The organism is Paenibacillus peoriae, assembly GCF_022531965.1.
Classification (GTDB): domain Bacteria; phylum Bacillota; class Bacilli; order Paenibacillales; family Paenibacillaceae; genus Paenibacillus; species Paenibacillus polymyxa_D.
Map to the genome: position 1 here is coordinate 5,091,310 of NZ_CP092831.1, position 21,005 is coordinate 5,112,314.

Consider the following 21,005-nt stretch of genomic DNA (forward strand, 5'->3'; position numbering starts at 1 on the left):
ACCGGGCGGTATCAAGAAACCTGATCCATCCTAGAATGGATCAAGGTATATAACAAAGCTGATATGAGTCAGTTAGCAGTCAAACTACTCTACGCCAACCTCAGAGCCTTCCAGATTCAAACTCAGCTTATCGCCGCTTGTGTCATCCTCATCATCAAGCTCTCTCATTTCGATCTCTTGTTCGTCTTCAGACAGAATCTTCACGTCCATACCCAAGCTTTGCAGCTCTTTGATCAAGACCTTAAATGATTCTGGAACACCCGGTTCAGGTACATTTTCACCTTTGACAATGGATTCGTAAGTTTTAACACGTCCAACCACATCATCGGATTTCACAGTCAAAATTTCCTGAAGCGTGTACGCCGCGCCGTAGGCTTCCAATGCCCATACTTCCATCTCCCCGAAGCGCTGTCCACCGAATTGAGCTTTACCACCCAATGGTTGCTGCGTAACGAGAGAGTAAGGACCTGTAGAACGAGCATGGATTTTATCATCGACCATGTGCGCCAGTTTGATCATGTGCATGACACCGACAGTAACTTCACGTTCAAAACGATCACCCGTACGTCCGTCATACAACACAGTCTTACCATTACGCTGCATGCCTGCCTCTTCCATTGTATCGAACACGTCATACTCCTTGGCACCATCGAATACTGGAGTTGCCACATGAATACCAAGACGCATTGCAGCCATACCCAGATGGACTTCAAGCACCTGTCCGATGTTCATCCGTGAAGGTACCCCCAGCGGGTTCAGAACGACCTGTACTGGTGTGCCATCCGGCAGGAACGGCATATCTTCTTCAGGCAAAATACGGGCAACGACACCCTTGTTACCGTGACGTCCAGCCATTTTATCGCCTTCGGAGATTTTACGTTTTTGAGCAATATATACACGAACCAACTGATTTACACCTGGTGGCAGTTCATCGCCATTTTCACGTGTAAACACCTTTACATCTACAACAATCCCATCTGTTCCGTGAGGAACTCTCAAAGAAGTATCGCGAACCTCGCGTGCCTTCTCACCAAAGATTGCGTGTAAGAGACGTTCTTCAGCTGTCAATTCAGTCACACCTTTAGGTGTAACTTTACCAACAAGAATGTCACCTGCACCGATTTCGGCACCAATACGAATGATTCCACGCTCATCCAAGTTGCGAAGCGCCTCTTCACCGACATTTGGAATGTCACGAGTGATTTCTTCAGGTCCAAGTTTCGTGTCACGAGCCTCGGATTCGTATTCCTCAATATGGATCGAGGTGTATACATCCTCCTTGACCAGTTTCTCACTCAGCAGGATCGCATCCTCGTAGTTGTAACCTTCCCAAGTCATGAAGGCAACGACAACGTTACGTCCCAACGCCAACTCACCCATCTCTGTAGATGGACCATCCGCAAGAATATCGCCAACTTTGACAATATCTCCTCTGTTCACAATCGGACGTTGGTTAATGCAAGTTCCTTGGTTAGATCGCATGAATTTGTGTAATTTATACTTAACAATGTCGCCCTTCACTTCAGCACCATCTACAGTTTCGATACGACGCAACCAAATTTCGTTAGCCGAAGAGCGTTCGATAACTCCGTTGTATTTGGATACAATGCAAACACCAGAATCTTTTGCAGACTTGTGCTCCATTCCTGTTCCGACCAATGGAGACTTTGGAATCAAAAGTGGGACAGCCTGACGTTGCATGTTGGAACCCATCAATGCGCGGTTAGAGTCATCATTCTCCAGAAACGGAATCAGTGCTGTCGCAACTGATACGACCTGTTTAGGTGATACGTCCATGTAATCGACACGGCTACTAGCCATTGGAATAATGTTATCAGACTGTTTGTTATAACGGACAATGACGACCTCATCCTTAAAGGTGTTTTCCTCCGTCAATTCCGCGTTCGCCTGAGCTACGATGTAGTTATCTTCTTCATCAGCAGTCAGGTAATCAATCTGGTCTGTAACTTTTCCGGTTTTCGGATCTACCCAACGATAAGGAGCTTCGATAAATCCGTACTCGTTGATACGTGCAAATGTGGACAAAGAGTTGATCAAACCAATGTTTGGTCCCTCTGGTGTCTCGATAGGACACATACGGCCGTAGTGACTTGGATGGACGTCACGCACTTCCATGCCTGCGCGTTCACGCGTCAAACCGCCGGGTCCGAGTGCGGACAGACGACGTTTGTGCGTTAATTCAGCAAGCGGGTTTGTCTGATCCATAAACTGTGACAGCTGCGAGCTACCAAAAAACTCTTTAATCGAAGCAATTACTGGACGTATGTTAATCAACGCTTGTGGCGTAATTACATTAGCATCCTGAATCGACATTCTTTCACGCACCACGCGTTCCATACGGGATAAACCGATACGGAACTGGTTTTGGAGCAACTCACCTACAGAACGTAAACGACGGTTACCCAAATGGTCAATATCGTCCGTACTTCCGATACCGTGAAGCAAGTTAATAAAATAACTGATGGAGGAAATAATATCGGCAGGCGTAATATTCTTAACCGATTTATCAATATTTCCGTTAGCAATCAGTTTTACTACTTTACCGTCCTCAATTGGCGAGAATACATCAATCGTTTGAAGTGGAATATCATTGCTTTCCAGCACGCCGCTAGCAACATGATACGTGCGGTGTCCTACTGATTCCTCCAGTTGGGCCAAAATCTCGTCCAACAGGCGACGATCCACCATTTGTCCTGCTTCAGCGATAATTTCACCAGTTGTTGTATCAATCAATGTCTCAGCAAGACGTTGATTGAACAGACGGTTTTTGATGTGAAGCTTTTTATTGATTTTGTAACGGCCTACGTTGGCCAGATCATAACGTTTTGGATCAAAGAAGCGTGCAACAAGCAAGCTCTTTGCGTTATCCAGTGTAGGTGGCTCACCCGGGCGAAGACGCTCATAAATTTCAATCAGCGCTTTCTCCGTGGAATCCGTATTGTCTTTATCAAGTGTGTTGCGGATATATTCGTCATTGCCGAGCAAATCCAGAATCTCAGCATCAGTGCCAAAGCCAAGTGCACGCAGCAACACCGTAACCGGAATTTTACGGGTACGGTCAATCCGGACATAGATAATATCCTTCGCATCCATCTCCAGTTCGAGCCAAGCCCCCCGGTTAGGAATTACCGTTGCGGTGTATGTTGTTTTCGCATTCTTGTCGACTTTTGTGCTGAAATAGACGCTGGGAGAGCGAACCAACTGGCTGACAATAACCCGTTCCGCACCGTTAATAATAAACGTACCCGTTTCAGTCATCAGCGGGAAGTCTCCCATGAATACTTCCTGCTCTTTCACTTCCCCGGTCTCTTTATTAATAAGCCGGACTTTTACCCGAAGCGGTGCTGCATACGTAACGTCGCGTTCCTTTGCGTCGTCAACGGTATATTTGGGTTCTCCGAGAGAATAGTCGATAAACTCCAAAATCAGATTTCCAGTGAAATCTTGAATTGGTGAAATATCCCGAAACATTTCCCGTAATCCTTCCTCCAAAAACCAATCATAGGATTTTTGTTGGATCTCAATCAGGTTCGGAACCTCGAGTACCTCATTAATACGTGCATAACTGCGCCGAGTGCGTCGACCATATTGAACAAGATGTCCTGCCAACTTAAACTCACCCCTCATGTCTACTCACTTTAAAAATACATTGCGAACCTCTGTTTGTGACCTTATAATAAGACACATACAGAAGATTCAATCTTACAAATACAGAAAAGCCCTTACTCGAATGCATTCGAAAAAAGAGCAACGTATCTGCAGAATCCTCTTACCGGAAGATCTTCATCACTTGTAGATTTGCCCAAAATGGTTGTATTATACGTAATAGCGATAAATACTATACCTACTACGCATAAATCTATTGACATTTCAACAAACTAAAGCCATGGAGGGCATCCTAATACTGACATTTTATAATGATATCACAGACCAGGATTCAAGTCAATGGTCCTATTGCATTTTCTTAAAAACTTTTTTTGGCCTTCAAAATTCGATAGCCTTTATCCTTTGTAACTTCCTCCACATGACCGAAAAGACTCTCTATCTTAGCACTCGCCGAAGGGGCCCCCTGCTTTTTCTGAATGACTACCCACAAAGTTCCACCCTCATTTAAATGCTCATAAGCAAGTTCAAAAATGGTATGCACTGTTTCTTTTCCTGCACGTATAGGAGGATTCGTCAAAATTACGTCAAAACGTTCATTCTTCACTTCCGCAAACAAATCGCTTTGCTTAACGGTGACATTCTTAACCCCATTACGTTCCGCATTCTCTATCGCTAGTTGAACGGCTCGCTCATTAATATCAACCATTGTGACGTGTCCTTCTGGGACAAGCGCGGCTGCCGCCAAACCAATCGGCCCGTAACCGCATCCTACATCTAATACCGAGGCTTGTGCAGGAAGCTGCATCGCTTCAATCAGCACGCGACTCCCATAATCAATGCCCTGCTTCGAAAAAACGCCTGAATCGCTGACAAAACGGTATGACCGCCCCCGCAGCACTGTTTCCAGGCTCCGTCTTTCATGCGCCGTCTCTGGCCGCTTGGAGTAGTAATGATCAGCCATTCATGCCCACCTCTTTCGGTTGTACTACCATCATAGCCTTTACAATTACCTTTCAGACATGCTGGCACTACCGTTTTACAGCAACAAACCCCTTGAAGATCACCTCAAGGGGTTTGTTTTAGTTCATTGTCTGCTAGAAAGCAGTCAATTATTTCACTTCTACAGAAGCGCCTGCTTCTTCCAATTTTGCTTTAATGGATTCAGCTTCTTCTTTAGCGATTTTTTCTTTCAGTGGTTTTGGAGCGTTGTCAACCAGTTCTTTTGCTTCTTTCAGGCCAAGACCTGTGATTTCGCGAACTGCTTTGATAACGTTGATTTTGGAACCGCCAGCGCTTGTCAAGATTACGTCGAACTCGGATTGCTCAGCTTCAGCTGCGCCACCTGCTGCGCCACCTGCTACAGCTACTGGAGCTGCTGCAGTTACGCCGAATTCTTCTTCGATTGCTTTCACGAGATCGTTCAGTTCCAATACGGACATACCTTTAATTGCTTCCAAGATTTGCTCTTTACTCATGGTTGAACCTCCATTTAAATTCGTATTTTTTTGTTCTCAACTGCTATACAGCAGGTTTAATCCCTAACTTATGCGCTTTGCTCTTCTTTTTCTGCAACAGCTTTAACTGCAAGCGCGAAGTTGCGCACAGGAGCTTGAAGCACGCTGAGGAGCATGGAAAGGAGACCTTCGCGGGATGGCAGTTCTGCCAGTGCTTTGATTTCCTCAACACCGATAACGCGACCTTCTACAACTGCACCTTTCAGTTCCAGTGCATTGTTCTTCTTAGCGAAATCGTTCAAGATTTTAGCTGCAGACACTGCATCATCTTTGCCGAACGCGATTGCAGTAGGACCTGTCAATACTGCGTCCAGTTCAGTCAATTCTGCTGCCGCAGTTGCACGGCGGAGCAGTGTGTTTTTCAGCACTTGAAATTCGATTCCGGCTTCGCGAAGCTGCTTACGCAGCTCAGTTACTTGGGCAACATTCAGACCGCGATAGTCTGCAACCACAGTCGTTACGCTCTCACGCAATTTCGCAGCTACAACTTCAACAGCTTCTTGTTTTGCTTGAATCACCTTTGCATTTGCCAAACTGTACACCTCCTGATCAATTTATCCGCTTTGTTCGAAGCACCCGATCTGGTGATCTCACAAAGCTTGCTTTCATAAGCATGAAAAAAGCCTCCGTAGAGTACGAAGGCTTGATAAATCTACATGGACGGGACAAGCCCGTCACATGAAACGTTCTATCATAACACCTCGGTAGGAAATTAAGCCCTAAGGCACCTACTGTCTACGGTAAGCATATTCAACTTTAATGGTCAGTCACAAGGACTCACAACTTTTATAGAATAACAATTTTGATTGAACATGTCAATCAAAATATTATCTGTAAACAGATGCGTTCACACGTGCACTTGGTCCCATAGTCGAAGAAATAGCGATGTTTTTCAGGTATACACCTTTAGCAGCCGCTGGCTTCGCACGGTTCAAGGCTTCAACCAAGGCTTTAAGGTTCTCGTTCAGCTGTTCAGCACTGAAGGAAGCTTTGCCGATTGGCGCATGAATTTGACCGGCTTTGTCGAGACGGTATTCGATTTTACCGGCTTTAATTTCTTGAACAGCCTTGGCAACGTCGAAAGTAACTGTGCCTGCTTTAGGGTTAGGCATCAAACCTTTACCACCGAGCAAACGACCCAGTTTACCAACCTCACTCATCATATCAGGTGTCGCAACGCAGACGTCGAATTCAAACCAGCCTTGTTGGATTTTGTTGATCATATCTTGATCGCCAACAAAATCAGCGCCAGCAGCTTCCGCTTCTTTCACTTTGTCACCTTTTGCAAATACCAGAACGCGTTGTGTTTTACCCGTACCATGCGGCAGGACAACAACACCACGAACAGCCTGGTCTTGTTTACGGGAATCTACGCCCAGACGAACTGCAGCTTCAACGGTTTCGTCGAATTTAGCAGTCGCAGCCTTTTTCACCAGTTCAACGGCTTCTAAAGGCTCGTAAGTTGCTTCGCTGTCAATCAGCTTAGCAGCTTCCAGGTACTTCTTACCATGTTTAGCCATAATGTTTTCCTCCTTATGTGGTATTAGCGGATATTCCTCCCACACTTGCCGGACAGTCAAACTGCCGGCACACGTAGATTAATAAAATTAATCTACGATGGTGATACCCATGCTGCGAGCAGTACCTTCAACCATACGCATTGCCGATTCTACGGAAGCTGCGTTAAGGTCAGGCATTTTTTGCTCTGCAATTTGACGAACAGCAGCGCGATTTACAGTTGCAACTTTCGTTTTATTCGGTTCACCGGAACCTTTTTCGATTTTAGCAGCAACTTTCAACAGAACAGCAGCCGGTGGAGTTTTGGTGATGAACGTAAAAGAACGATCCTCAAATACCGAAATTTCAACCGGAATAATCAGGCCTGCTTGATCAGCAGTACGAGCATTGAACTCTTTACAGAATGCCATGATGTTGACACCTGCTTGACCCAAAGCTGGACCTACTGGAGGCGCTGGATTAGCTTTCCCTGCAGGAATCTGCAGTTTTACCATTTTAATTACCTTTTTTGCCATGGATGACACCTCCTTGACTCAATAGTGGTAGACGGACCTATCGATCCTCCCACAAGAAACCTGTAAGAAAAATCTATATTTTCTCCACTTGAGTATAATCCAACTCAAGCGGGGTTTCCCGTCCAAACATATTGACGTGAACTTTAAGCTTGCTCTTCTCAACCAAAATTTCTTCCACGGAGCCCACAAAATTCGCAAAAGGACCAACTTTAATTCGCACGGATTCCTTAACATCGAATTCAATCTTCGGTTTCGGCTCTACCATGCCCATATGCTTCAGAATCTGTTCAACTTCTTCTGGAAGCAATGGCGTCGGTTTGGAACCCGAGCCTGTTGACCCTACAAATCCCGTAACACCTGGTGTGTTGCGTACAACATACCAAGAGTCGTCGGTTTGAACCATTTCGACTAAGACATAACCAGGGTAGACTTTACGCATAACGGTTTTTTTCTTACCGTCCTTGGTTACCAGTTCTTCTTCCATAGGAACAAGAACACGGAATATCTTGTCTTCCATGCCCATGGACTCAACGCGTTTTTCCAAATTGGCTTTGACTTTGTTCTCATACCCTGAATAGGTATGAACGACGTACCATCTTTTTTCCATATCAAGCCACCTGGAACCCTTCCTAGATAATCGCTTCGATCACAGCGGAAATGCCGATGTCGAGAACCCAAAAATAAATCGTGACGAACGCAATTGTCCCTATGACAATCAGCGTATAGTTGGTCAGTTCTTTACGATTGGGCCAGCGAACCTTCTTGAGTTCAGCCCAGCTTTCAGAGAAAAAGGAAAACAGAGACTTGAAACTGCGTTTCACGCCGACTACACCTCCAAAAACTATCTGGTTTCCCGATGAGAAGTCTGTTCGTTACAGGACTTACAGAATTTCTTCATCTCCATGCGGTCGGGGTGATTACGCTTGTTTTTCGTCGTTGTGTAATTTCTTTGTTTGCATGTTGTACAAGCCAAAGTAATAATTACCCGCATGATGTGCACCTCCCGAAGACATCCAACACCGGAAGTCTCATAATTGATCCTAAAAAAAACCGCGAATTTAGGCCTACCTAAAACACTTTATCACACGGGGTTTTCCATGTCAACGAATGTTTACATACAATTCGCAGTCCCGACTGTGGTGCATTTTAACATCTGTGCATCCTTTAAAACTATTCTCTGAAAAGCCGCTTCAAAAATCAAGGCGATATCTATTATTCGTCTTTTTTAGTATAAATCATTTGTAACACTTATAAACCTGCATAGCCTACCTATAACGAATAAAAAAAGACTCGGACTCGAGCCTTTTTCCCTGTCAGCCTCTACTTTCAACTATCTCTTACTTCCAGATACTTTTCAAGTTTACGCTTGACCCGTTGCAGCGCGTTATCAATGGATTTCACATGGCGGTCAAGATCCTCTGCAATCTCCTGATACGAACGTCCGTCCAGATACAACATAAGTACCTTGCGTTCCAGTTCGCTCAGAATCTCGGACATCTTGTCCTCAAGGCCCACAAATTCTTCCTGATTGATGATCAGCTCTTCAGGGTCACTTACTTGTGTTCCGCAAATCACATCGAGCAACGTCCGGTCTGACTCTTCATCATAGATGGGCTTGTCCAGAGACACGTAAGAGTTCAGAGGAATGTGCTTTTGTCGTGTAGCCGTCTTAATTGCCGTAATAATCTGTCGTGTAATGCACAACTCGGCGAAAGCCTTGAACGAAGCAAGCTTGTCTCCCTTAAAATCACGAATGGATTTGTAGAGACCAATCATGCCCTCCTGAATAATATCCTCGCGATCAGCACCAATCAGGAAGTAGGATCTGGCCTTGGCCCGCACAAAGTTCCGGTATTTGTTGATCAGAAACTCCAGCGCTTCCCCATCACCTTCATGGACTGCTCCGACAATGTCTTCATCATTTTTGTAATCAAACTTTGACAACATGATATCCTTGAGGTCCACACTCACTAACAATCCCTCCGGCTGCAACGCAAGGTACCCGTTACTCTCTCAAATATACGACAAGTATACGCGATGTAACCTGATACCGTCAACCACAACAACCTAAAAAAGAAGAGCGCTAACAAAATTGTCAATGGTTTCAAAATGGAGTGGCGTCCAATTATTGGTTTATTCTCTTCTCCATCGTTCAAACAACTTTCGAAGCTCCGGACTCAGTTTGGAATCTAGCGAGTTACGGGACAACTTAGCACTATCCTGCTGGATTCGCTTCTGCACTTCTCTTTCGGATTCCTCAATCTCGATCAGTAATTCTCGCGCCGACACCCTAAGTGCACCTTGTCCAAATGCGACATGTTGCTCTACCTGATCGCTTGTCGCTACGTAAATACTTCTTCTTTTACTGCTCAGCTCCCGAACCAATCGCTCGATGCACTCATCAGCAGTTTCTTTTTCTCTGGTAAAATAAATCTGGACTTTGCTCTGAGCAAAAGTTTTACCTAATCCTGGTACCCTGTAAGCATCAAATACGACGATGACTCTTCTGCCGGAATACGCCTGATGATCCGCCAGTCGTTCAAGAAGTCTGTCCCTCGCTTCCTGCATACCAGATTGTACCAGTGCGGAAAGTTCGGGCCAGGCTCCAATCATGTTGTAACCGTCCACAAGCAGAACATCCCGCGTGTCAGCCATATCGTTAGCCCCGTGCCTGTCGTCCGCGCAATACTTCGTACATGACAACACCTGCAGCTACAGAAGCATTAAGGGAATTAATTTGCCCCGCCATTGGCAGCTTGACGAGTACATCGCATTTCTCACGAATCAAACGGCCCATACCTTTATTTTCGTTACCAATGACAATGGCTACTGGTCCCGTGAATACTCCATTCCCAAAGACAGGGTCTGTCGCTGTAACATCCGTGCCAACTACCCATACACCTTCTTCTTTAAGACGATCAATGGTTTGTCCCAGATTGTTTACACGCGCCACCGGAACGTACTCCACAGCACCTGCCGATGTTTTGGACACCGTTACAGTTACAGCTGCAGAACGCCTTTTCGGCACAATAACACCATGCGCTCCAGTACAGTCCGCTGTACGAAGGATGGAGCCCAAATTATGAGGGTCTTCAATCTCATCCAGCAAAATCAAAAACGGCTCTTCTCCCTTATCACGAGCAGTTGCGAGCAATTCTTCCACTTCAACATAGGCAAAAGGCGCAGCTTGCGCGACCACTCCCTGATGTTGAATGCCCGGAACCATTTGATCCAGCTTACGCTTGTCCACCTGCAAAACAATAATTCCTGCTTTTTTCGCCTCAGCTGTAATCGGCAGTGTCAAATGTTTTTGCGCATTATCCGCAATCCAAATTTTATTTATTGTTCTGCCTGAACGCAATGCCTCCGTTACCGAATGCTTACCGGCAATCCATTCTTCTTCCATCTCTAGCTTCCTCCCGGGAAACGGCTGATACTTGTTCCATCCAGTCCATTCCCATTTATGATTTTCCTGTATTTTCCATTTGCGCAATTCCGTACGTAATCAACTCTCTTAATCTGTCCAAATGTCCATCACAATAAAGAGATCCAATCAACCCCTCCAGTGCAGTGGCGTGCCGATACTCAAGCACATCAGCATTTTTGGGCAAACTTCCTGATTTAGCATTTCTTCCTTGTCGGACAATATCGCGTTCTTCTTCCGTCAGTACATTTTCCAATAGCCCTAACATGCGACTCTGCGCCTTGGCGGAGACTAGCCCTGTGGCTCGCCGATGCAGATGATTTGGACGCAGGTTAGGCTGTGCCAACAAATATTGCCGGACAGCTACCTCGTACACTGCATCACCAATGTAAGCTAGTGCAATGGGAGGCATCAAACGTGCTGGCTTGGACGCAGGGTACGGGAACCAGTTCCCCGTACCTTCCGATGCTCCTGAGTTCAGTGGCTTATCATTCATTTTCGCCGCCACCGCATCCCCTGCGCCGTATCTTCAAGCACAATGCCTTTTGCAGCCAACAGATCGCGAATTTCGTCAGCTCTACCCCAATTTCTGGTCTTACGAGCTTCGACACGTTCTGCAATTAACTGCTCAATTTCGTCATCCAGCAACTCTTCACTCGGCTCCGAATAAATGCGAAGCACGTTATTCATCGAATGAAAGGTATGCAATACAGCTTGTAATTCTGCCTGATGTACGACATCTCGTTGCAACAAATGGTTTGCTTCGCTAACCCAATCGAATACAGCAGTAATCGCATCAGGTGTGTTGAAATCATCATTCATTTTTTCGCCAAACTGCTGCAAAATTCCATCGAGCTTCGTTTGCAGTTCCGTCGATACTCCCTCATTACCTTTCAGCGCATTAGCTAAACGATGCTTCACATTGGCAACTGCATTGGCGATCCGTTCGACACTGTTCTCCGCCTGACTCATAGTCTCTTGGTTGTAGTTTAACGGATTTCGGTAATGCGTCGACAACATAAAATAACGTATAGCCTCAGGCTTGTGATGAGCGCGCAAATCTTTAACTAAAATACCATTACCGAGTGATTTCGACATTTTTTCATTATCTATGCGAATATATCCGTTATGCATCCAGTAGCGGGATAATGGCTTACCTGTAATCACTTCGGATTGTGCGCATTCACATTCATGATGCGGAAATTGCAGATCCTGTCCGCCCCCATGAATATCCAGTGTATCCCCCAAATAATGGCGAGCCATAGCAGAGCATTCGATATGCCAGCCTGGTCGTCCATTTCCCCAAGGGCTCGACCAATGAATTTCGCCCGGCTTCGCTGCCTTCCAGAGTACAAAGTCCTCGGCATTTTCCTTGCGTTCATCCACATTGATACGAATTCCGAACTGAAGCTCTTCCAGATTTTGACCTGACAGTTGTCCGTAATCTTTGAACTTTTTGGTCCGATAGAACACGTCGCCATCATTCTCATAGGCATAGTCTTTGTCTACCAATTCCTTAATAAAATCAATAATCAGATCCATGCTCTCTGTTACACGAGGGTTCATACTGGCAGCAGGAACATTCAATCCTGTCAGATCCTCATGGTAGGCAGCAATAAATTTCTCAGCAACTGCCGAAACATTCATGTCAAGTTCCCGAGCTTTGCGGATTAGTTTATCATCGACATCCGTAAAATTCACCACATAGTTTACATCATAGCCCAAGTACTCCAGGTAGCTACGCACCACATCAAATACAATTACAGGTCGTGCATTGCCAATATGAATGTAATCATACACGGTAGGACCGCATACATACATTTTAACCTTTCCAGGCTCCAGTGGCACAAAAGGCTCCCGACTCCTCGTCATTGTATTATAAATTTGAAGCGGCATTGTTATGTTCCTCCCTCATGAAAATCATTTTTCTAATGTATTCTCTTGGGCCACCTGATGTTTCTGAGCGGATGCCCCATCCTTCAAATCAGACATTTCTGCACGCAAACGTTCTATTTCCCGTTGAAGCTCTCGCATAGAATCCACAACCGGATCAGGCAACTGATGACTAAGTCGGTCTGGACGCCTACCATCCTGTCTGACAACTCGCCCCGGGATGCCCACCACCGTACTGTTTGGTGGAACTTCTTTGAGCACAACCGAGTTAGAGCCAATGTTGGATTGTGCCCCAATCGTGAAAGAGCCTAATATCTTCGCACCAGAGCCGATAACAACATTATTCCCAATGGTCGGATGGCGCTTACCTTTCTCTTTCCCAGTCCCGCCGAGTGTGACCCCCTGATACAATACGACATCGTCGCCAATCTCACAGGTTTCCCCGATGACAACTCCCATGCCATGGTCAATGAACAGCCGATCTCCGATACGAGCGCCAGGATGAATTTCAATGCCTGTCATAAACCTTGATACCTGGGATATAACACGGGCTAGAGTACACCAGTTTCGCAAATAAAACCAATGTGCGATTCGGTGTGCCCAAAGGGCATGAACACCGGAATACGTAAAAATGACCTCCAGCTTACTCCGGGCGGCCGGATCATTATCCAAAACAGTCTGAATGTCGGATTTGAAATGTCTGAACATGTCGCCCTCCTATTCCCTTCATATCCTTGCCGCATCATCACAACACTTCACGTTCCGCCAATTTTCGCATCCACCAGCACTCTTCGACATTTTTCTATCTATAACGAGTCTGAGTCTGATAAAAAAGAAAAAGCGCCTCCGCAGCCTAAGCTGCAGAGACGCATGAACGTGGTCCCACTCTGCTTTCGAACATATCTGCTGCATAAAAAGCAGATAATCCGTCTTTGGCGTCCTGTAACGGGAACGAATCGGCACGCCCTTGTCACATCAGCATTTGATGCTAATGAGGGTTCGGGCGCACGGCTCCCAGGCGCATTTCCTCCGCAGGTCAACTGGACGGCTCTCAGCCTGGGGTTTCCCCTCGACCGTCCTCTCTGGCAGATGCCCTTATGCAGTGTACTTCTCCTGTTCGCAGCCTTTACACGTAAATATCAATCCGTATCAATGGAGTCATTATAGCGAAAAGACAACAAATTGACAAGAAATATCAGCCTTTAATTTGTGCCTTGAGACGATCCAGTACCTTGTCACGTCCAAGCAAAAAGATAGTTTCATTCAGATCCCGTCCATGCGTTTGGCCTGTAAGAGCCACACGAATCGGCATGAATAATTGTTTCCCCTTAAAACCGGTTTCCTTTTGAACTTCTTTGATCAGCTTAGCCATTTGTGGAGCTGTAAATTCCTCACTCGTTTCAACTTTACCTGCAAAAGCTCTAAGTACCTCAGGAACCTGCTCTTCGGCCAATACAGCTGCTGCTTCAGCATCCAGTTCCAGATGTGAACGGAAAAACAACTCAGACAACGTTACAATATCGGACGCAGATGTCATCTGTTCCTGGTATAAGCGAACAAGGGCCTTAGCCCAATCCAGTTGTTCCGCAGACAGCTCAGTAGGCAACAGCCCCGCTGTCTGGAGATGTGGAATCGCCATGCTGGCAATTCGCTCAGGATCAGCCTTTTTAATATAGTGATTGTTCAAATAAGCAAGCTTATTTGTATCAAACACAGCTGGACTTTTGGACAAACGATTAGGATCGAAAATCGAAATCAGTTGTTCCCGATCATAGATCTCTTCTTCGCCTTCTGGGGACCAACCCAGCAGTGCGATGAAGTTGAATATAGCTTCTGGCAAATAGCCCAACTTGTCATACTGCTCCATAAACTGAATAATGGATTCGTTACGTTTACTGAGCTTTTTGTGATCCTCACCTACAATCAGCGTCATATGACCGAAGCGTGGCGGTTCCCACCCGAGAGCTTCAAAGATCATCAACTGCCGCGGTGTATTGGAAACATGGTCTTCGCCCCGTAGTACATGCGATATTTTCATCAAATAATCGTCAACTGCTACAGCGAAGTTATATGTCGGAATACCGTCTTTTTTGACGATAACAAAATCGCCGCTTTCCTTGGAATTGAACGTAATTTGTCCTTTAACGATATCGTCAAACGTATATTCACGATCTTCCGGTACACGAAAACGAATACTTGGTACACGGCCCTCTGCTTCAAATGCCTGGCACTGTTCTTCTGTTAGATCACGATGTTTTCCAGAATAGCGCGGTGTCTCCCCACGTGCCGTCTGCTCTTCACGCTCGCGCTCCAGCTCTTCTTCAGTGCAGTAACAGCGGTAAGCCAAACCACGATCCAGCAAATCCTGCCAGTATGTTTTATATATGTCCAAGCGTTCAGTCTGACGATAAGGTCCAAACTCTCCTCCCACGTCTACGCTCTCATCCCAGTCCATACCCAACCATTTCAAATATTTAAGTTGGCTTTCTTCTCCGCCCTCAATATTGCGCTTCACATCTGTGTCTTCGATTCGAATAATAAATTTCCCACCTTGATTGCGGGCAAACAAATAATTAAATAATGCCGTTCTGGCATTTCCAATGTGCAGATGCCCTGTAGGGCTTGGTGCATAACGTACACGAACTTCCGTGCTCATATAATCTCCTCCAAATTGAATTACTCAAGATGATAGCATTTACTTGATAAGACAGACAACCGATTGAGCCGCGATTCCTTCACCCCGGCCGGGAAACCCGAGTTGCTCTGTCGTGGTCGCCTTGACGTTCACCTGGGATAGCTCCTCTGCTTCCAGCGCCCGAGCGATGACTTCATTCATCTGCGGAATATACGATGCCATTTTGGGCTTTTGTGCGATAATCGTAGAATCGATATTCCCCAAGCGATATCCTCGCTCTTTAGCTAGCCCCCACACATGCTCCAGTAGCTTAAGACTGTCAGCATCCTTAAATTCTGGGTCATTATCCGGAAAATGCTTCCCGATGTCTCCCAAGCCAAGCGCGCCCAGGATAGCATCGCTAATGGCATGCAGCAGTACGTCTGCATCGGAATGGCCCAATAAACCTTTTTCATACGGAATATTCACACCTCCGATGATGCATGGCCTTCCTTCCACCAGCTGGTGGACGTCAAATCCTTGTCCCACTCTGATCATTTGATATCCTCTCCCTCTGTTTTCACCCATAGCGCCGCCATATCCAAATCCTCCGGTGTAGTAATTTTGATGTTCTTGTAGCTGCCTTGAACGACAGTAACCGGAATGCCTAGCCGCTCTATCAGCATAGAATCATCTGTTCCCAAGAATCTCGACTGCTCCGCTTCCTCATAGGCTCGCAGCAGATCGGAAAGACGAAAAGTCTGTGGCGTTTGAATACTCCACAGACTTCGGCGATCCGGCGTTGCTGTAATGATACCATCCCCGTTCACTTGCTTGACCGTATCCTTTACAGGTACTGCCGCTACAGAAGCACCAGTACGCTGGGCTGCCTCAAGGCATGAACGTACAAGCTCAGGTTGAATGAGTGGACGCACACCATCATGCACCATCACCCAATCCGCTTGTAAGTGGCGCAGACCGCGATAGACCGAATGCTGGCGTTCACTGCCACCAGCTACCACCCGTACATTTTTACCGATTTTGTATTGATGAATCCAATCTCGGCAGCGTTCCACATCTGCTGTCCCAGTCACCATCACCATTTCATCCACTTCGGGCATAGCTGCGAATATTTCAAGTGTATGTATGAAGATGGGCTTGTCCCGCAAAAGCAGAAATTGCTTGCTCTCCTGCGTCCCCATACGGGAGCCGCGCCCTGCTGCCACAATGACAACTCCTACCCGATTGTTCATTCAAATAACTCCTGCCCTGATCGCACTTGGACGATCCGTATGATAACACATCTACTTCATCATACCGCGTTTATTGAGCTTTTTCCAATAATTTCGGTTTGGCAAAGATCATACGTCCGGCAGAGGTCTGAAGTACACTCGTGACCAGCACCTCCATAAGAGAGCCAATATAGTCACGTCCGCCTTCCACAACAATCATCGTACCATCATCCAGATAGGCTACACCCTGCCCATGCTCCTTGCCGTCTTTAATAATCTGCACCATAATTTCCTCACCGGGTAGTACGACAGGCTTCACTGCATTCGCCAAATCGTTAATATTCAGCACTGATACACCTTGCAGTTCGCATACTTTATTCAGGTTAAAATCGTTAGTTACAACTTTACCCTGTAACACCTTTGCCAGCTTGACCAACTTACTGTCAACCTCTGAAATTTCCTCAAAATCACCTTCGTAAATGAGCACATTCACATCCAGCTCTTTTTGGATTTTATTCAAAATATCCAGGCCCCGTCGTCCACGATTACGCTTAAGTAAATCTGATGAATCTGCAATATGCTGAAGCTCCTCTAACACAAATTCAGGAATCACAATCGTTCCTTCAATAAAACCTGTCTTGCAGATATCTGCAATACGCCCATCTATAATGACGCTGGTGTCCAAAATTTTATGTTCCTCCAGCTTACGTTCTTCTGCACCCGTTCCCCGACCAAAAAAGCCAGAACTCCAAAAGGATGACAGCTCGTCCCGCTTTTCTAGTCCAACCATTAATCCCACATATCCACATATCACGGTAACAGCCGTCTGGATAAGTTGACCCGGGGCCCCCAACCATGAAAAAAGCGGATAGACTGCTAAGGAAAGTATCAATCCCACCGCTAAACCAATCACACCTGCCATCATCTCGTTCATCGGAATTCGTACCAAGCCTTCAATGCCCTGTTGCAACCGGTTCGCCACGGATGCTCCTGCGAATGAGCACCCGGCCATAAATAACACTGCTCCCGCCATCATCCAAACAACCATTCCCGGTAAAGACCCATCACTCAACCATTCTGGCATCCACGATACAATGCCCCCTACCCGCTGGTATAACGTATAGCCAAACCATGCTCCGCACAATCCTGTAAAAGTTAAAATAGCCTTTCTCCACATTGAATCTCTATACCTCCTTTATTTTCTTTTCATTAGTCTGCTATTTATTGGATACATAGCATTTCTCTTACCAGTATGATCCATTTCCCACATAACTAACCCTGTGTTTTCACTTTTTATGCATAAAAAAAGCATTTATCCCCTTGAAATAATTCAAGGAAATAAATGCTTATACTTGCTTGATACTACCGCTGTGAATGACGATATTGATCGTCCTGTTCTTCCTGACTGGAACGATCCCGATCACGCCCACGTCTGCGTGATAGTTTACGAATGTTCAGCCTCATACCATACAATGCATACAGCACCAGTGGCACAAAAATCAGCTTCGACAGCTGGTCAGGGAATTTAACAGCCAACACCACCGCTGCAATTACGACCCATGGAGCCACCCAAATTGCTTTTTTCGGGAGGCCAACCTTTTTAAAATTTGGATATTTCATGGAGCTGACCATCAAATAAGAGACCAGCAACATGGCAATCGACATGTATAACAAAGAAATATCGTTATGGAATAAGGACAAAGTGGCTAATACGCCACCTGCTGCCGGAATTGGTAGACCCGTAAAATAACCTGGTACACCAGGACGTACGTTAAATCGAGCCAAACGCAACGCTCCGCACATCGGGAAAATGGCAGTAACCGTCCAAGCGAGAGCCGAATTCGCATCATGAAAAGCAACCATGTACATAATAACTGCGGGAGCAACACCAAAAGATATCATATCTGATAAGGAGTCCAGTTCTTTACCGAATTCGCTTTGGGCATTCAGGACCCGGGCCATTCTTCCATCCAGTCCGTCCAACAACATGGCGACAATAACCATAATAGCGGCAAGACTGTATTTTCCGTCTACAGCCAATAAAATGGCGATCATTCCGAGAAACAAGTTACCTAAGGTACACAAGTTCGGAATTGATTTGGTAATCATCTCTTCACCTCAATGTATGAATTGTTCCATTATAATCCTTTCACTGTATTACATTTACATTTGCCTGTCAATGAAAACTTGTTCCTGCAAACGTTTAAGACCTTCTTTAATCGTACGCGCACGAACCTCTCCAATACCATCCACTTCATCCAGTTCTTCTATCGTTGCTGTGATGACATGTGGAAAACGTCCAAACCGCTCTACCAGATTATGAATAATCACATTCGGTAAACGCGGTATCTTGTTCAGTACCCGATAGCCGCGTGCAGCAATATACTCCTCTGATGTCGCAGCTGAAGAAGGGTAGCCTAGTAAACGTACAATATGATTCACATCCAACAATTCGTCGTCCGTAGAACGTTTGAGTCCCAATATAATTTCACGAATCTTTTCGTCGCTATCGTCTTTGGCATAATCCTTATACAACAACCATGCTTCTTCCTCAATATTGCTGACAAGCTCTTCCATCTGCATACTAATTAGACGGCCCTCATTTCCGAGCTCGTTAATAAATCGTTTGATCTCCATTTTGATGCGCAGCACCATTTCGATCCGTTGGATGACATTAACGACCTCCGGCATGGTAACCAGCTCTTCAAATTCAGATGCTGTCAAATTCGTAGAGGCTTGCCCCAACACAGATCTATATTTTTCTAACGTCTGAATAGCCTGATTGGCTTTCGTTAAAATAACCCCGATTTCCTTGAGCGCATACCGTAATGTCCCCTGATACAAGGTAATAATATTACGCCGCTGGGAAATAGACACAACTAATTTGCCAGTCTGCTTTGCAACTCGTTCTGCTGTCCGGTGCCGAATTCCTGTTTCAATTGAAGAAATGGAGGAGTCCGGAATCAGTTGCGTATTGGCATATAAAATTCGTTTTAAATCCTCGCTTAATATGATTGCGCCGTCCATTTTAGCCAACTCATATAAATAGTTCGGTGAAAAATCACAATTGATGGAGAAACCGCCATCCACGACTTCCATAACTTCTGGGCTATAGCCAACGACCAGAAGAGCACCCGTTTTGGCACGCAAAACGTTTTCCAACCCGTCGCGAAAGGGAGTTCCCGGTGCCACAAGCCGCAGCAAATCGTTCATTTTATCCAGTTGGCTCGCTTCTTTCATTCTCAATGCCCCCTAATCTAATGCGGCTGCTAGTGCATCTGCCACCGTTCCTACTCCTATAATTTGTATCCCTTTCGGATGTGTCCAACCCTTCAAGCTTTTCTCCGGCATGATCACCCGTTTGAAACCTAGTTTCTCCGCTTCTCGTACTCGCTGTTCTGCTCGGGATACCGCGCGCACCTCACCTGTCAGTCCCACCTCGCCAAAAATCACATCATACGGCTTTGTAGGAGCATCCCTAAAGCTGGAAGCAATGCTCACAGCTATAGCCAAATCCACCGCCGGTTCATCCAACTTCACGCCTCCGGCTACGTTGAGATAAGCGTCCTGGTTTTGCAAAAACATGCCCATCCGCTTTTCTAGCACGGCTATGATTAATCCCATTCGATGATGGTCGACTCCTGTGCCCATTCGGCGTGGAGATGGAAAATGTGTAGCTGCAATCAATGCTTGCAGTTCAACCAATACAGGTCGGGTTCCTTCCATACTGGCTACAACAGTAGAACCTGCCACCCCCAGTGGCCGTTCAGACAGGAATAGTTCAGAAGGATTCGAAACCTCACGCAAACCGCTTTCAGCCATTTCAAAAATACCAATTTCATTTGTAGAACCAAAACGATTTTTAACTGCACGCAAAAGCCGATACGTATGGTGACGCTCTCCTTCAAAATAAAGTACACAATCAACCATATGTTCCAACAAACGCGGACCTGCAATGGCCCCTTCCTTGGTCACATGTCCTACCAATACCGTAGCAATACCTAGCCCCTTGGCAATTCGCATAAAGCGTGAAGTACACTCTCGCACCTGAGCCACACTACCTGGTGCACTCGTCACCTCAGGCAAATATACAGTCTGTATCGAGTCGATGACCAAAAATTCCGGCTTCAAGCTGTCCACCGCTTCTTCAATCGTCTCCAAATTCGTCTCACATAATACGTATAGGCTGGGGGACAAGGCACCGAGTCGATCTGCACGTAGTTTCGTTTGACGGACAGATTCCTCACCAGACACGTACAGCACCTTTAAACCAGTTAAAGCCAGCTCATTAGATGTTTGCAGCATAAGCGTAGATTTACCGATTCCCGGATCACCGCCCACCAAAACGAGTGAACCCGGCACCACACCTCCACCGAGTACTCGATTCAATTCGCCAATTCCCGTCAAAATTCGTGCTTCTTTACCGCTCTCCACCTCTATAATAGGGAGTGGCTTGTCTTTTGTGCTATGAGTAAGAAGGGAAGACCCCATTCCTTGAGTTTTTACAACGCTTTCTGTTTCTTCGACCATGGAATTCCATGCCTGGCATCCAGGACATTTTCCGTACCATTTGGGCGATTCATAACCACATTCCGTACAGGAAAACTTAGTTTTCACTTTAGCCATACTTTGTTCCTTGGCTCCTTATTGACGACGATGATGTCAAAT

Annotated in this window: 22 protein-coding genes and 1 other annotated feature; all 22 genes read right to left on the minus strand. The window is 45.9% G+C overall.

Translation table 11 applies throughout. From position 1 onward, the window contains the following. Positions 1-84: 84 nt before the first annotated feature. Positions 85-3,630 carry a DNA-directed RNA polymerase subunit beta gene (rpoB, locus tag MLD56_RS22605; RefSeq protein WP_029514493.1) on the minus strand — a complete coding sequence of 1,182 codons (3,546 nt, stop codon included), beginning with the start codon at positions 3,628-3,630 and terminating at the stop codon, positions 85-87. Between the two features lie 355 nt (positions 3,631-3,985). Continuing rightward, positions 3,986-4,588 (minus strand): class I SAM-dependent methyltransferase, encoded by a 603-nt coding sequence (locus MLD56_RS22610; protein WP_029514494.1) that lies wholly within the window; start codon positions 4,586-4,588, stop codon positions 3,986-3,988. Positions 4,589-4,736: 148 nt separating this feature from the next. Continuing rightward, a complete protein-coding gene (gene rplL / locus MLD56_RS22615) occupies positions 4,737-5,102 on the minus strand; it encodes a 50S ribosomal protein L7/L12 (RefSeq protein ID WP_029514495.1) in 366 nt (121 codons plus the stop codon). 68 nt (positions 5,103-5,170) lie between these two features. Continuing rightward, entirely contained in the window at positions 5,171-5,674 is a 504-nt protein-coding gene (gene rplJ / locus MLD56_RS22620) for a 50S ribosomal protein L10 (RefSeq protein WP_013312168.1), read from the minus strand. A gap of 74 nt (positions 5,675-5,748) precedes the next feature. Continuing rightward, positions 5,749-5,900, minus strand: a sequence feature (ribosomal protein L10 leader region). Between the two features lie 68 nt (positions 5,901-5,968). Beyond that, positions 5,969-6,661: a 50S ribosomal protein L1 gene (gene rplA, locus MLD56_RS22625; protein WP_013312169.1), complete on the minus strand. Its 693-nt coding sequence runs from the start codon at positions 6,659-6,661 to the stop codon at positions 5,969-5,971. An 87-nt stretch (positions 6,662-6,748) separates the two neighbouring features. Further along, the gene (gene rplK / locus MLD56_RS22630) at positions 6,749-7,174 is read right to left on the minus strand and encodes a 50S ribosomal protein L11 (RefSeq protein WP_007432595.1); all 426 of its coding nucleotides are present in this window, start codon (positions 7,172-7,174) and stop codon (positions 6,749-6,751) included. Positions 7,175-7,247: 73 nt separating this feature from the next. Then, complete coding sequence (gene nusG / locus MLD56_RS22635; RefSeq protein ID WP_007432596.1) at positions 7,248-7,781, minus strand: transcription termination/antitermination protein NusG; 534 nt, start codon at positions 7,779-7,781, stop codon at positions 7,248-7,250. Positions 7,782-7,803: 22 nt separating this feature from the next. Continuing rightward, complete coding sequence (gene secE, locus MLD56_RS22640) at positions 7,804-7,995, minus strand: preprotein translocase subunit SecE (RefSeq protein WP_013312170.1); 192 nt, start codon at positions 7,993-7,995, stop codon at positions 7,804-7,806. Between the two features lie 20 nt (positions 7,996-8,015). Then, entirely contained in the window at positions 8,016-8,165 is a 150-nt protein-coding gene (rpmG, locus tag MLD56_RS22645; RefSeq protein WP_023990562.1) for a 50S ribosomal protein L33, read from the minus strand. A 335-nt stretch (positions 8,166-8,500) separates the two neighbouring features. Further along, the gene (gene sigH, locus MLD56_RS22650; RefSeq protein ID WP_016324748.1) at positions 8,501-9,145 is read right to left on the minus strand and encodes an RNA polymerase sporulation sigma factor SigH; all 645 of its coding nucleotides are present in this window, start codon (positions 9,143-9,145) and stop codon (positions 8,501-8,503) included. 162 nt (positions 9,146-9,307) lie between these two features. Continuing rightward, complete coding sequence (locus MLD56_RS22655) at positions 9,308-9,829, minus strand: NYN domain-containing protein (RefSeq protein ID WP_029514496.1); 522 nt, start codon at positions 9,827-9,829, stop codon at positions 9,308-9,310. 4 nt (positions 9,830-9,833) lie between these two features. Continuing rightward, the gene (gene rlmB / locus MLD56_RS22660; protein WP_013312173.1) at positions 9,834-10,580 is read right to left on the minus strand and encodes a 23S rRNA (guanosine(2251)-2'-O)-methyltransferase RlmB; all 747 of its coding nucleotides are present in this window, start codon (positions 10,578-10,580) and stop codon (positions 9,834-9,836) included. A gap of 55 nt (positions 10,581-10,635) precedes the next feature. Further along, on the minus strand, positions 10,636-11,094 hold the full coding sequence (locus MLD56_RS22665) for a Mini-ribonuclease 3 (protein WP_029514497.1): 459 nt from the start codon (positions 11,092-11,094) through the stop codon (positions 10,636-10,638). After that, positions 11,091-12,494 (minus strand): cysteine--tRNA ligase, encoded by a 1,404-nt coding sequence (gene cysS, locus MLD56_RS22670; RefSeq protein WP_029514498.1) that lies wholly within the window; start codon positions 12,492-12,494, stop codon positions 11,091-11,093. Before cysS ends, MLD56_RS22665 begins: the two co-directional genes overlap by 4 nt. A gap of 24 nt (positions 12,495-12,518) precedes the next feature. Beyond that, positions 12,519-13,199, minus strand: coding sequence for a serine O-acetyltransferase (gene cysE, locus MLD56_RS22675; RefSeq protein WP_029514499.1), 681 nt, complete (start codon positions 13,197-13,199; stop codon positions 12,519-12,521). A 487-nt stretch (positions 13,200-13,686) separates the two neighbouring features. Beyond that, a complete protein-coding gene (gene gltX, locus MLD56_RS22680; RefSeq protein WP_029514500.1) occupies positions 13,687-15,147 on the minus strand; it encodes a glutamate--tRNA ligase in 1,461 nt (486 codons plus the stop codon). A 39-nt stretch (positions 15,148-15,186) separates the two neighbouring features. Further along, positions 15,187-15,663 carry a 2-C-methyl-D-erythritol 2,4-cyclodiphosphate synthase gene (ispF, locus tag MLD56_RS22685; protein WP_025723806.1) on the minus strand — a complete coding sequence of 159 codons (477 nt, stop codon included), beginning with the start codon at positions 15,661-15,663 and terminating at the stop codon, positions 15,187-15,189. Next, positions 15,660-16,358, minus strand: a complete 699-nt coding sequence (ispD, locus tag MLD56_RS22690) for a 2-C-methyl-D-erythritol 4-phosphate cytidylyltransferase (RefSeq protein WP_029514501.1) — start codon at positions 16,356-16,358, stop codon at positions 15,660-15,662. Before ispD ends, ispF begins: the two co-directional genes overlap by 4 nt. 70 nt (positions 16,359-16,428) lie before the next feature. After that, entirely contained in the window at positions 16,429-17,514 is a 1,086-nt protein-coding gene (locus MLD56_RS22695) for a PIN/TRAM domain-containing protein (RefSeq protein WP_029514502.1), read from the minus strand. Between the two features lie 185 nt (positions 17,515-17,699). Next, on the minus strand, positions 17,700-18,446 hold the full coding sequence (gene pssA, locus MLD56_RS22700; RefSeq protein WP_029514503.1) for a CDP-diacylglycerol--serine O-phosphatidyltransferase: 747 nt from the start codon (positions 18,444-18,446) through the stop codon (positions 17,700-17,702). A gap of 54 nt (positions 18,447-18,500) precedes the next feature. Next, on the minus strand, positions 18,501-19,577 hold the full coding sequence (gene disA, locus MLD56_RS22705) for a DNA integrity scanning diadenylate cyclase DisA (RefSeq protein WP_013312183.1): 1,077 nt from the start codon (positions 19,575-19,577) through the stop codon (positions 18,501-18,503). Between the two features lie 12 nt (positions 19,578-19,589). Further along, positions 19,590-20,963: a DNA repair protein RadA gene (gene radA / locus MLD56_RS22710; RefSeq protein ID WP_029514504.1), complete on the minus strand. Its 1,374-nt coding sequence runs from the start codon at positions 20,961-20,963 to the stop codon at positions 19,590-19,592. Between the last annotated feature and the right edge of the window lie 42 nt (positions 20,964-21,005).